The following is a 14,454-nucleotide window of genomic DNA, read 5'->3' as shown; positions in this document are numbered from 1 at the left end:
CCGTAAAGTGCTAGCTCATTGACACCATAAATGGTTTAATCTCATTTATGAGACGTGGGTGTTCGCTATCATGCCCGCTCGTTGTATCTCATGGAGAATGAAAGTTGAATTGGAACACGTTGAAAGTGGTGGGCTGCTTGGTAGCTCTTAGCTGTCCAGCTCATAGTCAAACACTCGAACAAGCGGTCGCTTATACCTTAACGACCAATCCTGACATCAAAGCATCGTTTAACGAATTCATGAGCAAAGTCTATGACGCCGAAGCCGCGTCCGGGGCCTATTTGCCGTCAATCGATCTCGATGCAGGCATTGGCTACGAAGCCGTTGATCTCGCAACCGGGGTTGAAAATGACCTCAACCGCAAAGAAGCGACTCTGTCTCTTACCCAGTTATTGTGGGATGGTTCATCAACCCTGAACGATATGGACCGCACGGCGGCAGACGCAGAGTCGGTGCGTTTTCAATTGTTGGCAGAAGCGCAAGACATGGCGCTTGAAGTAGCGGACATCTATTTAGACGCGGTCAAGGCATTCGAAGTTCTGCAACTTTCCGAGAGCAACCTCGCCATTCATAAAGAGATCTACCGTGATATTAAAAGACGCGTCGAGTCCGGTATTGGTTCGACAGCCGATTTGACCCAAGTTGAAGCTCGTATAGCGAAAGCTCACGGAAACTTGCTGGCCGCTCAGAACAATTTGTTCGATACCCACACTCAATTTCAGCGCGTGGTGGGTCAATCACCTCAAGGTTTGACTTTTCCTCGTGCCGATCAGACGGCTATTCCTTATACGTTAGACGAAGCGCTCAACAAAGCTTACGAGACTCATCCCGTCATCAAAGTCGCGCAAGCGGATGTCGATTCAGCACGCTTTCAATATGAGCAGACCAAAGGCGTCAACTTCCCTACGCTGTCCATTGAAGCCAATCAGACGTGGCGCGACGACGCTGGCGGCTACGAAGGTTCTGCGGAGGAGTTCTCCGCCATGCTGCGTATGCGCTATAACCTATACAATGGCGGATCGGATGCAGATCGCACTGAAAGCGCAGCGTATCAGCTAAATAAAGCCAAAGATTTCCGTGACCGCACATTCCGCTCAGTTGAGGAGAGTTTACGTCTCTCATGGAGCGCGCTGGACCTTACCTTACAGCAAAAAGAGTTTCTGGCTGATCATGTTGACTCCGCCTCACAGACGGTCATTGCTTACAACAAACAATACCGACTGGGCAAACGTACACTCCTCGACTTGCTCAACACGGAGAACGAGCTGTTTGAAGCCCGCAAAGACTATCTCGATGCGAAATACGATGAGCAGTACGCCAAATATCGAGTGATGAACGCCACTGGCAACCTACTATCCGCCCTTAGAGTCAACACCCCAGAGCCATGGAACCAAGCTGTAGAATACTAATATGAAAGTCTCAATTTTTGCCCTTATCCTATCGTGTGCCACACTTTCAACGTCGGTATTATCTGACGATGAGTTTGACTATATTCAACCCCCAAAACCCATCCAAATCGCCGATCTCGAAGACGACGACAATGACGGCGTGGTCAATGCGCGCGATCTCTGCCCGGGTACGCCTGAAAAAGCGGACATCGATAATGATGGCTGTGGCACCTTCGTCAAAACCTCGCAGGCGTTAAGTTTGCATATTTTGTTCGATAACAACTCTACTGAAATCGCGACACCGTTTTACCCACAAATAGAATCGATGGCTGCGTTTCTTGACCAATACCCTGAAACCTCGATTGAGTTGCAGGGATTTGCCAGTAAAACTGGCAACTCTGAACACAATCTCGCGCTGTCGAAGCAACGTGCAGAAGAGGTACGCCAGGCGCTGGTTGGCTATGGGGTAACACCGAGCCGAATTCGCGTTGTGGGTTTTGGTGACAACGTCTCTGACACGGGTGAAGACGAAGTCTCACATGCCATGAACAGAAAAGTCGTTGCCAGTGTGGTTGGGCATAAAGGTCACGTCAAAGAAGAGTGGACGATCTTTACCACGATTCCGAAATAACGCCTTGTGCGTCAGTTTTGCTGCAACTTGATGGCAGAAACGTCGCACAGGAGTTTCGCTTCTTGGTCCAGAGTGCTACCCTACAGCCGAACTACTTTAAGAGAGCTTTACAATGAGCAAATTAACATCAGATATCCAAGCTAACTTGGAACTATTCGTCGCAGAAACGCAACAGAGCAAACTGGTTTGGGGCATGCGTAACGAAGAAGGTTGGCTATCTTGCGACTCTTCAGAATTTGAGAACAGCGAAGTGATGCCGTTTTGGTCCTCAAAAGAGGATGCTCAAGCGCATAACGTTGAAGAGTGGGCAGACTTTGAAGTCCTAGAGATCCCTCTGGATATCTTTGTTGAAGATTGGCTATTGACGCTCGCAGAAGACGGCGTGCTCATCGGCACCAACTGGAACGCACAATTGGAAGGCAAGGAAGTTGAGCCTTCTGATCTCGCTAAGCTTTACCTCGCGTAAGCGCTTTGCCATCAGGTGTTCCTGTAAAAACATTAACGCCCTGCACTTGCAGGGCGTTTTGTATTTCACAAAAATTGGTTAGCGCTGCTTCTCTGCAAGCTCTGCCATAACCACCTCTTTGTTGTCGAGATAGGCGTCAAGGCCCGCTCTACGCAAATCACACGAAGGACAGGCACCGCAGCCGTCCCCGATGATACCGTTGTAACACGTCAGAGTTTTCTCTTTGATAAGAGAGAGTGCTTGATATTGATCTGCCAGTGCCCACGTTTGCGCTTTATTGAGCCACATCAGTGGGGTCAGAATCTCTAGTTGTCGGTCCATCCCTTTCACCAAGGCGCTGTTCATTGCTTTAACAAACTCATCTCGGCAATCTGGATAACCTGAAAAGTCAGTTTCACAGACTCCGGTGATGACCGCCTCGGCGCCAATCTGATAGGCGTAGATGCCCGCAAGGGTGAGAAACAAGATGTTGCGTCCAGGCACAAAAGAGTTCGGCAAACCGTTCTCTTGCAGTTCATGAGACACCGGGATGTCATCGCGCGTTAGCGAGCTAATCGCTAACTCATTGAGAAGACCCACATCCATGACTTTGTGCGCTGCGACACCAAGCTCTTTCGCTAGGCTTTGTGCCACCTCAATTTCAAGTTTGTGGCGCTGGCCATAATCAAAGGTTATCGCGTGCACTTCATCGTACTCTTGCAGTGCTTGAACCAAACAGGTAGTGGAGTCTTGTCCTCCGCTAAATACGACGACCGCTTTCTTCATCTTCAATTCCTTTAAGCAATACTCAAATACTTGTGCGTCTGAATAGATAACCGCCAGTTGCGCGAGATACAAGTATCAATACAGAGTTGTGTCGCACGCGGCTTTTGACTGATCGGTTGCAATGCAATGGTGGTGCGACTGGGCACCTTCGCACGGCTTAGCAAAGCATCCAGCTGATCGATGTCTTTTTGTGTGCCAACCGGGTGTTTGATTTCATTGGCGCGAAGCAGCGCGCTATCCAGCACCGGAAGCTTACCTTTCATGGCGATTTTTGGTGACACTGTCACCCATGTTAATTCTGTTGCAAGCACCTCATAAGTGCCGCTGGTCTCAATTTGGCACTGACAACCGATCGCTTCAAACGCTTGGGTCAAAGGCGTTAAGTCATAAAGACAAGGTTCGCCTCCCGTGATCACGACATGTTTGGCTTGATAACCTTGAGCGACATATTGTTCAACGATCGCACTCGCGTCTGCGCGGCACCAAGTGGGTGAATCGCCTTGCTTGACCATGATCTGTTTAAACGAGGTTTCGTCTTGTGGCGTCGCAGCCCAGGTCTGTTTGGTATCACACCAAGCGCATCCGACAGGACACTCTTGCAAGCGCACAAACACCGAAGGAACCCCTGTAAAGACCCCTTCACCCTGGATGGTTTCAAACAATTCATTCACTTTATACAAGGTTAATCAGCCCAATTTGTCATCTAATCATTTTGCAAGGGCGAGACCATAAAGGAGCTCGGCGTTTAGGTCAACTAAATCATAAATTGATCATTAAGCGATGAAGGATTATTCTGCGAGACTTTGTTTTTGCAAATTTAAGATGCCCGTTATGTACAAATTGATCGCACTGGATATGGATGGCACCCTGCTCACCAGTGATAAAACTATAAGCCCTCGCACCAAACAAGCCATTGCCAAGGCTCGTGAACAAGGCGTTAAGGTCGTGCTTGCCTCTGGCCGCCCAATCGATGGAATGCGTGGTGCGATTGAAGAACTTGGCCTCTATGCTGACGGCGAGTTTGTTGTCTACTTTAACGGCTCTATGGTGAAAGAGCTCGGCAGTGATACGGTCATTCACCAAGCGATCATTGATGGGGCGAGTGCAAAACGTGTTGCTGCGCTAGCAAAGCAGCTTGACCTATATTGTCACGCATTCAGCAGTGAGCTGGGCCTTATCACGCCAGAGATGAATGAGTTCACGGGTATCGAATCCACCATCAACAAAATTCCTGTCACCTTGATGGATTTTGACGAGTTGCATGACGACCATGAAATCATCAAAGCGATGATCGTGGGTGCGCCAGAGAAGCTCACCCAAGCTATCGGTGATATTCCCGCTGATTTTCACGGCGATTTCACCATAGTGCAAAGTGCCCCCTTCTTCCTGGAGTTTTTGAGCCAGCAGAGTAACAAAGGCGTCGGCGTCGGCGCGATTGCCCAGCACCTCGGTATTGAGGCTGATGCCGTGATCTGTATGGGCGATGCGGAGAATGATCACCACATGCTCGAATACGCTGGGTTAGGCGTAGCGATGGAAAACGCGATGGAAGGCACCAAAGCCATCGCCAATCACATCACCGCGAGTAATAACGACGATGGCGTTGCCTTAGTGATTGAGCAGTTTGTGCTCAACGCCGATAACTAAGCGGTAAGCGCAACCCAATCAATGAGGCCGTGTGACGGCCTCATTACTTTTTATCGCATGACCAAAACGGTTATTTCAGTGTCTTCTTCAACCAATGGATATGAGGCTCAAACCCCAATCGGTCATAGAGAGCTAAGGCACTTTGGTTGAACTGCCACACTTCAACAAACATCTCTTCGACACCATATTGCTCAAATCGATGCGCCATCTCATCACACAACTGTTGAGCCACACCTTGTTGGCGATAGGTGGGCAACACGTACAACTCATCCAGTGATCCCATTTGCAACGGTTGGCTAACGGTAGAAATCAGTTCACAAAAGTGACCAGACACAAAGCCGACAATCTGTTGGCTTGATACATCCAACGCTACCAAAACCAAGCATTCAGGGTTATCGAGATAACGCGCAATACTCTTCTCTTGCTCTATCTCTTCGGCAGATTTGAAATAGTCCGGCGACTGTTGATGATGCTCATCATGGAGCTGAAACATCAATTCGTTGAGGGTATCGAGGTCTTGCGCGATGGCGCTGCGAATCTTCATGCTGAGGCGGTTTTACGGTAAAGCATTAGTTTGGGTCGCAAACTGCGCGATTGCAAGCGTTGCAAAGGATTATTGACGATAACCTGCGCGCCGCCCCAATAACGAGCGGATGGCGCGCAGAATGACGGGTTAAGAGTTCAGCGCTTTCATGATTTCATCTAGGCTGGTTGGGTCATCAATGGTCGATGGGACTGTATACTTTTCACCATCGGCGATTTGACGAATGGTGCGGCGCAAGATTTTACCAGAGCGCGTCTTGGGTAGGCGCTCCACGACCAGCGCGTGTTTAAAGCACGCCACCGCGCCAATCTCATCACGCACTTTGCCAATCAGTTCACCTTCGAGCTCCAGTGAATCAATCTTCACACCATCTTTTAGCACTACAAAACCGAGGGGCAGTTGCCCTTTCAAATCATCATGAATTCCGACCACCGCGCACTCTGCAATCGCGGGATGCGCACCGACAATCTCCTCCATCTCGCCCGTGGAAAGGCGATGACCCGCCACGTTAATCACATCATCAATCCGCCCCATGATGAACAAGTAGCCCTCCTCATCAAGATAACCGCCGTCCCCTGAAACGTAGTAGCCAGGAAATTGACTCAAATAGCCGGACTCAAATCGGTCATGATTGCGCCACACCGTCGGTAGACAGCTTGGCGGCAGAGGCCGTTTAAGGGCCACAAAGCCTTGCTGACCAGGCGCTGCGATCTCCCCTAACTCATCCAAGATGTCGACTTGATAGCCCGGGATAGGCTTGGTTGCCGAACCGGCTTTGACGGGCATCGCTTCAATCCCAATCGGATTACCTGCAATCGCCCAGCCCGTTTCGGTTTGCCACCAGTGATCGATCACAGGCTTACCCGTTTGCTGTTCAACCCACTCTAGTGTGGGCGGGTCAAGCCGCTCGCCGGCCATAAAAATCGTCTGCAGTTTGGACAAATCGTACTGGCGTAGAAACTCCCCTTGCGGATCCTCTTTCTTGATGGCTCGAAACGCCGTCGGCGCAGAAAACAGCACATCCACTTGATACTCTTGACACACGCGCCAGAAAGCACCGGGATCGGGCGTCCTCACCGGCTTGCCCTCAAACAAAATGGTGGTGCAACCATGAAGCAGCGGCGCATAGACAATATAAGAGTGACCGACCACCCAGCCAACATCCGATGCCGCCCAGTACACGCCTTCTTGCGGCACGTTGTAGATGGCGCTCATTGAATACTTCATCGCTACCGCGTGGCCGCCATTATCGCGCACCACCCCTTTGGGTTTGCCTGTCGTACCAGATGTGTACAAGATATAAAGCGGATCGGTTGCCAATACAGGCACACAGGCATGAGGCAGCGCCGCCTCAAACGCCTGGTGCCAATCGACATCTCGCTCGTGTGTGAGTGCTGCTTGGCACTGTTCACGCTGCAACACAAACACCGCTTCCGGTTTCCAGCGGCTATCCATGATCGCCTTATCGACCATCGGTTTGTACTCAATCACTTTATTGATTTCGATGCCGCAGGAAGCCGTCATGACCACCTTCGGCTCGGCATCTTCGATGCGCACCGCGAGCTCGTTAGGAGCAAATCCGCCAAACACCACCGAATGAATCGCACCCAGCCGAGCACACGCCAGCATCGCCATGGCGGCCTCTGGGATCATCGGCATGTAGATGACAACGCGATCGCCTTTGGTGACGCCTTTCGCGCTGAGCATTCCTGCAATTTTAGCCACTTGATCACGCAGACCTTGATAGGTATAGCGCTTTTTGGTTCCTATGACGGGGGAGTCATAAATCAGCGCCGTCTTAGCGCCGCGTCCCTGCTCACAATGGTAATCGAGCGCGAGCCAGCAGGTGTTCATCACACCGTCAGGAAACCAGCGTTCAATCCCGTTGTCATCCTCAGCTAATATCGTGGTTGGTTTTTCAAACCAATCAATCGCTTCGGCTTGTGCTTGCCAGAACTGCTCTGGCGATTCTTTTGCCCATTGATACTGCTTTTGATACTCAGACATGCTGCTTCCTCCAGACTGTCTTTAGCTATTGGCACTCTGGTTATTGAACAGAGTGAAAGACATCGGAGGGAACACGCACAACGCCCTCCATCAAAATTCTTGCGCTGCGGCCCATACTGACTTGCCGAGCGCACCATTGCCCACCTTGCTCATCGACTTTTGCGCCGACGGTTAAGGTGCCAGACGGATGACCAAAGGTGACTTGGTCACGCTCGCCGCCGCCCGCCGCTTGATTGACCAGCGTGCCCGGTACGCACGCCGCCCCAGCGATAGCCACCGCTGCGGTGCCCATCATGGCGTGGTGCAACTGTCCCATCGACATCGCCCTGACCAAAAGATCAATATCGCCCGCCTCAACCACACTTGCACTTGATGTGTGATAAGTATTAGGCGGTGCCACAAACGCGAGCTTCGGCGTGTGCTGGCGAGTCGCAGCCTCTGAGAGGTCCTCTATCAGCCCCATCCTAAGCGCGCCGTGAGCGCGTATGGTCTCAAGCTTATCCAGCAATTCAGGATCGCCGTTAATCGCCGGCTGAAGTTCGCTGCCGGTTAAGCCCAGTTCGCACGCATTGAGAAACACGGTCGGAATCCCCGCACTGATAAAGGTCGCCGTGAGTGCCCCCACTCCGGGCACGTCAAACACTTCCGCGACTTGCCCAGTTGGAAACAGCGAACTATCACTGCCCGAGGGGTCGACAAAATCGACGCGGATTTCTGCGGCAGGAAACGTGACCCCATCGAGCATAAAACTGCCCATTTCTTGTACTTTCCCTTCAACGATCGGCACATGCACTACGATGGTTTTTTCGATATTGGCTTGCCAAACCCGCACCTTGGCAACGCCATTGTGGGGAACGCGCTCAGCAGGCAGATAACCCGCGTGGATGGCAAAAGGGCCGACCGCAGCAGAGAGGTTGCCGCAGTTTCCGCTCCAGTCGACAAACGCTTGCCCTATCGCCACCTGACCAAACAGATAGTCCACGTCGTGATCGTCACGCGTGCTCGGGCTCACTATCACGGTTTTGGAGGTGCTGGATGTCGCTCCGCCCATGCCATCCATCTGTTTCCCATAAGGATCAGGGCTGCCAATCACGCGCATCAATAGCGCATCACGCTCAGGACCGGGAGTTTGTGCCTGAGTAGGCAAATCTTCCAACCTGAAAAAGACCCCTTTACTGGTTCCACCACGCATGTAGGTCGCGGGAACGCGAATCACATCGTTCATTGCCAGCCTCCTACTGCGCTAAAAAGTCTTGAGCAAAGCGCTGCAAAACACCGCCTGCTTGATAAACAGAGACTTCATCGGCGGTATCTAAACGGCACGTCACCGCGACATCAATCGTTTCACCATTGGCGCGGGTAATGATCAGCGCCAAGTCGGCACCAGGCGCAATGTCACCCACTACGTCGTAGGTCTCTGAGCCATCTATCTCAAGCGTATGGCGCGTGACGCCCGTTTTAAATTCCAGCGGTAATACGCCCATCCCAACAAGATTGGTGCGATGGATACGCTCAAAACCTTCCGCAACAATGGCTTCAACCCCGGCTAATCGAACGCCTTTTGCCGCCCAATCTCGAGAAGAGCCTTGGCCGTAGTCGGCCCCTGCAACAATGAGCAGCGGCTGTTTGCGCGCCATGTAGGTTTCGATCGCTTCCCACATTCGCACCACTTTGCCTTCGGGTTCAATGCGTGCCAGTGAGCCTTGCACCACATCGCCGCCCTGTTTCACCATCTCGTTGAACAATTTGGGGTTCGCGAATGTGGCCCGTTGCGCCGTCAGGTGGTCGCCGCGGTGCGTGGCGTAGGAGTTAAAATCCTCTTCTGGTACGCCCATACTGGCTAAATACTCGCCCGCTGCGCTGCTGGCCAAAATCGCATTGGAGGGCGATAAGTGATCGGTGGTAATGTTGTCACCCAATACCGCCAGAGGACGCATCCCTTTCAAGGTGCGCTCACCTGCCAACGCCCCTTCCCAATAGGGTGGACGGCGAATATAAGTACTCATCGGGCGCCAATCATAGAGTGGGTTGGATGCCTGTTGCTCCTCATCCAATTTGAACATTTGAATGTAAACCTGCTTAAACTGATCAGGTTTCACGTGCTGAGCCACCACTTGATCGATCTCTTCATCACTTGGCCAGAGATCTTTCAGATAGATAGGTTCACCGTTGGCATTGTGGCCGAGCACATCGCGCTCAATATCAAAGCGGATTGAACCCGCCAGCGCGTAGGCAACCACCAGCGGAGGAGACGCAAGAAACGCTTGTTTGGCATACGGGTGGATACGACCGTCAAAGTTGCGATTGCCTGACAGCACCGCGGTCGCATACAGATCGCGTTCGATAATCTCTTGCTCAATAGTGGGATCGAGCGCGCCGCTCATTCCGTTACAGGTGGTACACGCGTAAGCGACGATGCCAAAGCCAAGCTGCTCCAGCTCTGACAATAGCCCCGCTTCTTGCAAGTAGAGCTTGGCGACTTTCGAGCCGGGCGCAAATGAAGACTTCACCCAAGGCTTGCGCACCAGCCCTAGCTGATTGGCTTTTTTCGCCAATAACCCCGCCGCTACTACATTTCTCGGATTGCTAGTGTTGGTACAAGAGGTGATCGCTGCAATAATCACGGCGCCATCGGGCAGCCCTTGCTCGCCGGTGTCTGTGCCTCGGGGCTGCGCGATACCGCGATTGGCAAGCTCACTCGTTGGTAAGCGGCGATGGGGATTAGACGGGCCTGCGAGGTTTCGTGTGACACTCGAGAGATCAAACTCCAACATACGCTCATACTGGGCCTCGCTGAGCGCATCCGCCCAAAGTCCGGTTTGTTTCGCGTAGGCTTCCACTAAAGCCACTTGCTTGTCATCGCGGCCGGTCAGTTTTAGATACTGAATGGTCTGCTCATCGATGTAGAACATCCCTGCCGTCGCCCCGTATTCCGGCGTCATGTTGGAAATGGTGGCGCGATCACCAATCGTCAAATCGCGCGCCCCTTCACCAAAGAACTCCAAATAGGCCGAGACCACACGCTGCTCGCGTAAAAACTCGGTGATCGCCAGTACGATATCTGTCGCGGTGATGCCACTTTGGCGTTTTCCGCTTAGCTTGACACCAATAATGTTGGGCAAACGCATCATCGACGGCCGTCCTAGCATGACGGTTTCTGCCTCAAGGCCGCCGACACCAATGGCAATCACGCCAAGCGCATCAACGTGCGGCGTGTGGCTGTCGGTCCCGACACAAGTATCCGGATAGGCAATGCCTTGCTTGACTTGAACCACTGGCGACATTTTTTCCAAATTGATCTGGTGCATAATGCCGTTGCCTGCAGGGATCACGCTGACGTTTTCAAATGCGGTTTTACACCAATCAATGAAGTGGAAGCGATCTTCATTGCGCCGCTCTTCGATGGCGCGGTTTTTCTCAAACGCCTGTGGATCAAAGCCCGCGTGTTCCACCGCTAATGAGTGGTCAACAATCAGCTGCGTTTCGACCACTGGGTTCACTTTCGCAGGATCGCCACCTTGCAGAGCAATCGCATCACGCAGCCCTGCCAAATCCACCAAGGCGGTTTGTCCTAGAATATCGTGACACACGACGCGCGCCGGATACCAAGGAAAGTCCAAGTCACGCTTGCGCTCAATCAATTGCAGCAGCGCTGCATCAAGACTCTCTGGCTCACAGCGGCGCACCAACTGCTCCGCCAGAACCCGTGACGTGTAAGGCAGACCATCGTAAGCACCGGGCGACAGTGCATTCACCGCCGCGCGAGCATCGAAATAATCGACATCGAATCCGGGCAGTGACTTTCTGTATTTTGAATCTCTATTCATCTTTACATCCACTCTCTTAGGCGTTAACGCTGCTCAATCGGAACCCATTGCTGATGCTCGGGGCCTGTGTAGTCGGCGCTTGGGCGAATAATGCGATTGTTGGCGCGCTGCTCAAACACGTGCGCTGCCCAACCTGTGAGACGGCTCATCACAAAAATGGGAGTAAACAGTTTGGTGGGAATATCCATAAAGTGATACGCCGATGCGTGGAAGAAATCTGCGTTACAGAACAGCCCTTTTTCTCGCTTCATGACCGCTTCAACCCGTTCGGAAACCGCATAGAGATGGGTATCCCCCACCGCTTGAGAGAGTGCTTTTGACCAGCGTTTGATCAACGCATTGCGCGGGTCGCTTTCACGATAAATGGCGTGGCCGAATCCCATGATTTTGTCTTTGTTCGCCAACATAGTGAGGATGTTGGCTTCCGCTTCATCGGGCGTCATCCAGCCTTCAATCATCTCCATTGCGGCTTCATTGGCGCCGCCGTGCAGCGGTCCTCGTAAAGTACCGATCGCCGCTGTGATACATGAGTGGATATCAGATAAGGTCGAAGCGCACACTCGGGACGCAAAGGTAGAGGCATTAAACTCATGCTCTGCATACAAAATGAGCGAGCAGTGCATCACCTGCTTATGAAGTTCACTCGGCGCTTTATCAGTGAGCAGTTTGAGGAAGTAGCCCCCAATGCAGGCTTCGCTTTGGTCTTGGGTATCAATCCTCACTCCATCATGGCTAAAGCGATACCAATAGCAGATGATGGCGGGAAAGAGCGCCAACATCCGCTCGGTCGCATCGAGCTGCTGATCAAAACTCATCTCTTGCTCTAGGTTTCCAAGCATTGAGCAACCGGTGCGCATCACATCCATCGGATGGGCGCTGGCAGGAATCAGCTCTAACGCCGCCTTAAGCTCATTCGGAAGGCCGCGTAGGCCAATCAGACGCGTCTTGTAATTGTCTAGCTCTTGTTGATTGGGTAAATGGCCTCTTAACAACAAAAACGCCACCTCTTCAAATTGGGCGTTATTGGCCAAATCGGTGATGTCGTAACCACGGTAGGTTAGCCCTGTTCCTGTTTTGCCAACGGTGCACAGTGCGGTGCTGCCGGCACTCTGACCACGCAATCCTGCGCCGCCAATCGGTTTTTTGCTCAGATCATTCTCAGTGTGAGACATGGTAGAACTCCTTTTCTTGCGAGCTTTGCCCAATCCCCCCCACCCTTAAGCGACTGTTGCTTCAAGCGCTGACGGCAAGAGGTTTGGATCTCTTTAACCCGCTGATTTCACGTTATTGTTTGCATTACTATTGTTATTCGTTACTCAAGATCTGTTGTTATTGGTCACTAAACAGTCTGTCGAGCTTGTCCTCGTAATCGTGATAATTGAGGTGTGCGTAGAGCTCTTTGCGGGTCTGCATCTCGCCAAGTAGCGCTTCTTGATTGCCCACTTCAAGCAGATGGCGATAGACCATTTCCGCCGCTTTGTTCATCGCGCGAAACGCGCTCAGTGGATAGAGCACCATGTCGACATTCGATTGGCCGAGCTCTTCACAGCTGTAGAGCGGCGTTTGACCAAATTCGGTGATATTCGCCAGAATCGGCACTTTTTTCCCCGTGGCGCTTTCAAGCGCAGCGGAAAACTGTCGGTACTGCGCCAACTCTGTCATCGCTTCGGGGAAGATCATGTCTGCACCCGCTTCCACACACGCAATCGCCCGCTCAATCGCACGGTCAATGCCTTCGACGGCCAACGCATCGGTGCGCGCCATGATGACAAATTGATCGTCATTGCGCGCATCCACCGCCGCTTTGACTCGGTCGACCATCTCTTCTTGGCTAACGATCGCCTTGTTCGGTCTGTGACCGCAGCGTTTTTGCGCCACTTGATCTTCCATGTGCACCGCTGCCGCACCGGCCTTCTCCATCGCTTTGATGGTGCGGCCAATATTAAATGCGCCGCCAAATCCGGTATCGATATCCACCAACAGCGGCAGGTCGCACGCATTAGTGATGCGGTCAACATCCACTAGCACATCATTCAATGTCGTGATGCCAAGATCTGGTAAGCCATACGAAGCGTTAGCAATGCCTCCACCAGATAGATATATGGCTTGATGACCTAAGTTCTTCGCCATCATGGCGCAATAAGGGTTGATGGTTCCGACAATCTGGAGCGGATGATTTTGCTGTAGGGCGAGCCGAAACTTGGCTCCGGGCGTGAGACTCATAGTCACTTCCTCTAGTCCGTGAGTATTTGTTGTTCAATCAAAAGGCGACTGCCTGAGATGTGGCGACGCATCAGCATTTCCGCTAACTCTTCGTCACGGTTGGCAATCGCTTGGAGGATATGTCGATGCTCCGCCAGCGCTTCTTTTGGTCGCGATTGCGCGCGCGGAGACTGGTAGCGATACATGCGCAATAAGTGGTACAGCTCATTGCACAGCAAATTGATAAGGTGTCGATTGCGACTCGCTTTAATAATGCGGTAGTGGAAATCAAAATCGCCGTGTTGGTGGAAGTAGGACGCGCCTTCCACTTCTTCAATATGATGAGAGTGAGCATTCAGCAGTTGCTCAAGGCCGGCAATATCTTGTGGTGTCATGTGGCGCGCGGCTAATCTGGCCGCCATTCCTTCGAGCGCCTCGCGCACTGCGTACAATTCAATCAGTTTTTCCGGTGAAAAGGTGATCACGCGCGCGCCGACGTGCGGGATACGCTCTATCAATCCCAACCCTTCAAGACGCATAATCGCCTCACGCAAAGGCCCGCGGCTAACGTTAAATCGTTTCGCCAGTTCTGGCTCCGATATTTTGCTGCCCGGGGCAATCGCACCACTGACAATATCCTCGACAAGGCTCTCGGTGAGTGTCAGGGATTTGGTATTTTCAGTAGCTGGCTTCGTTTTGCTTGGGCCGTTGGCGAGTTCAAACTCTCTAGCGATGTTCATCGGTCTCTCGATCATTTCTGGGTGACGCCCTCCACAGAGTGTTGGAGGTCTTCGTTGATGTTTTCACCATAACGCTCAAATTGTCGACAATCAATCACATTGTCGACAATTTAGACTAAGGTATAAGTAGAAATCCATTTTTACTGCCAAATCTTCCATTTTTTGTCGACAATAGTAAGCAATGAACACCCCCCCATCGACGCCCGTGAACTTTATGAACTTAATTCGCTTTATGCC

At 52.0% G+C, this 14,454-nt stretch carries 13 protein-coding genes; 4 read left to right on the top strand and 9 right to left on the bottom strand.

Annotation, left to right across the window (positions count from 1 at the left end; genetic code table 11):
- Positions 1-104: 104 nt before the first annotated feature.
- The 3 genes from AC6R03_RS09515 (at position 105) to AC6R03_RS09505 (ending at position 2,485) form a co-directional block, all read left to right on the top strand.
- Positions 105-1,409, top strand: coding sequence for a TolC family outer membrane protein (locus AC6R03_RS09515; RefSeq protein ID WP_500629118.1), 1,305 nt, complete (start codon positions 105-107; stop codon positions 1,407-1,409).
- A 1-nt stretch (position 1,410) separates the two neighbouring features.
- Positions 1,411-2,019, top strand: coding sequence for an OmpA family protein (locus AC6R03_RS09510; protein WP_500629119.1), 609 nt, complete (start codon positions 1,411-1,413; stop codon positions 2,017-2,019).
- Between the two features lie 112 nt (positions 2,020-2,131).
- Positions 2,132-2,485: a DUF2750 domain-containing protein gene (locus tag AC6R03_RS09505; RefSeq protein ID WP_500629120.1), complete on the top strand. Its 354-nt coding sequence runs from the start codon at positions 2,132-2,134 to the stop codon at positions 2,483-2,485.
- Between the two features lie 78 nt (positions 2,486-2,563).
- On the opposite strand, the gene queC is transcribed toward AC6R03_RS09505, so the two are convergent.
- Both queC and queE read right to left on the bottom strand, forming a co-directional pair.
- Positions 2,564-3,250: a 7-cyano-7-deazaguanine synthase QueC gene (gene queC, locus AC6R03_RS09500; protein ID WP_500632066.1), complete on the bottom strand. Its 687-nt coding sequence runs from the start codon at positions 3,248-3,250 to the stop codon at positions 2,564-2,566.
- A gap of 11 nt (positions 3,251-3,261) precedes the next feature.
- Complete coding sequence (gene queE / locus AC6R03_RS09495; protein ID WP_500632065.1) at positions 3,262-3,930, bottom strand: 7-carboxy-7-deazaguanine synthase QueE; 669 nt, start codon at positions 3,928-3,930, stop codon at positions 3,262-3,264.
- A gap of 151 nt (positions 3,931-4,081) precedes the next feature.
- Here queE and AC6R03_RS09490 point away from each other — a divergent pair, with 151 nt between their 5' ends.
- Positions 4,082-4,897: a Cof-type HAD-IIB family hydrolase gene (locus AC6R03_RS09490; RefSeq protein ID WP_500632064.1), complete on the top strand. Its 816-nt coding sequence runs from the start codon at positions 4,082-4,084 to the stop codon at positions 4,895-4,897.
- A 70-nt stretch (positions 4,898-4,967) separates the two neighbouring features.
- On the opposite strand, the gene AC6R03_RS09485 is transcribed toward AC6R03_RS09490, so the two are convergent.
- The 7 genes from AC6R03_RS09485 to AC6R03_RS09455 all read right to left on the bottom strand — a co-directional run bounded on the left by AC6R03_RS09485 (position 4,968) and on the right by AC6R03_RS09455 (position 14,217).
- Positions 4,968-5,441, bottom strand: coding sequence for a GNAT family N-acetyltransferase (locus AC6R03_RS09485; protein ID WP_500629124.1), 474 nt, complete (start codon positions 5,439-5,441; stop codon positions 4,968-4,970).
- 129 nt (positions 5,442-5,570) lie between these two features.
- Complete coding sequence (locus tag AC6R03_RS09480) at positions 5,571-7,448, bottom strand: propionyl-CoA synthetase (RefSeq protein ID WP_500632063.1); 1,878 nt, start codon at positions 7,446-7,448, stop codon at positions 5,571-5,573.
- A gap of 40 nt (positions 7,449-7,488) precedes the next feature.
- Positions 7,489-8,673 carry a 2-methylaconitate cis-trans isomerase PrpF gene (prpF, locus tag AC6R03_RS09475; RefSeq protein WP_500632220.1) on the bottom strand — a complete coding sequence of 395 codons (1,185 nt, stop codon included), beginning with the start codon at positions 8,671-8,673 and terminating at the stop codon, positions 7,489-7,491.
- Between the two features lie 10 nt (positions 8,674-8,683).
- Positions 8,684-11,275, bottom strand: a complete 2,592-nt coding sequence (gene acnD, locus AC6R03_RS09470) for a Fe/S-dependent 2-methylisocitrate dehydratase AcnD (RefSeq protein ID WP_500632219.1) — start codon at positions 11,273-11,275, stop codon at positions 8,684-8,686.
- Positions 11,276-11,298: 23 nt separating this feature from the next.
- Positions 11,299-12,447: a bifunctional 2-methylcitrate synthase/citrate synthase gene (gene prpC, locus AC6R03_RS09465; protein WP_500632218.1), complete on the bottom strand. Its 1,149-nt coding sequence runs from the start codon at positions 12,445-12,447 to the stop codon at positions 11,299-11,301.
- A gap of 157 nt (positions 12,448-12,604) precedes the next feature.
- Complete coding sequence (prpB, locus tag AC6R03_RS09460; protein ID WP_334550470.1) at positions 12,605-13,498, bottom strand: methylisocitrate lyase; 894 nt, start codon at positions 13,496-13,498, stop codon at positions 12,605-12,607.
- A gap of 11 nt (positions 13,499-13,509) precedes the next feature.
- Positions 13,510-14,217, bottom strand: a complete 708-nt coding sequence (locus AC6R03_RS09455; RefSeq protein WP_500629923.1) for a GntR family transcriptional regulator — start codon at positions 14,215-14,217, stop codon at positions 13,510-13,512.
- Between the last annotated feature and the right edge of the window lie 237 nt (positions 14,218-14,454).

It is taken from the genome of Vibrio sp. R10-SG-ISO4, assembly GCF_059834135.1.
The sequence above is the reverse complement of the archived record's forward strand: the minus strand, read 5'-3'. Positions and strand labels throughout refer to the sequence as shown.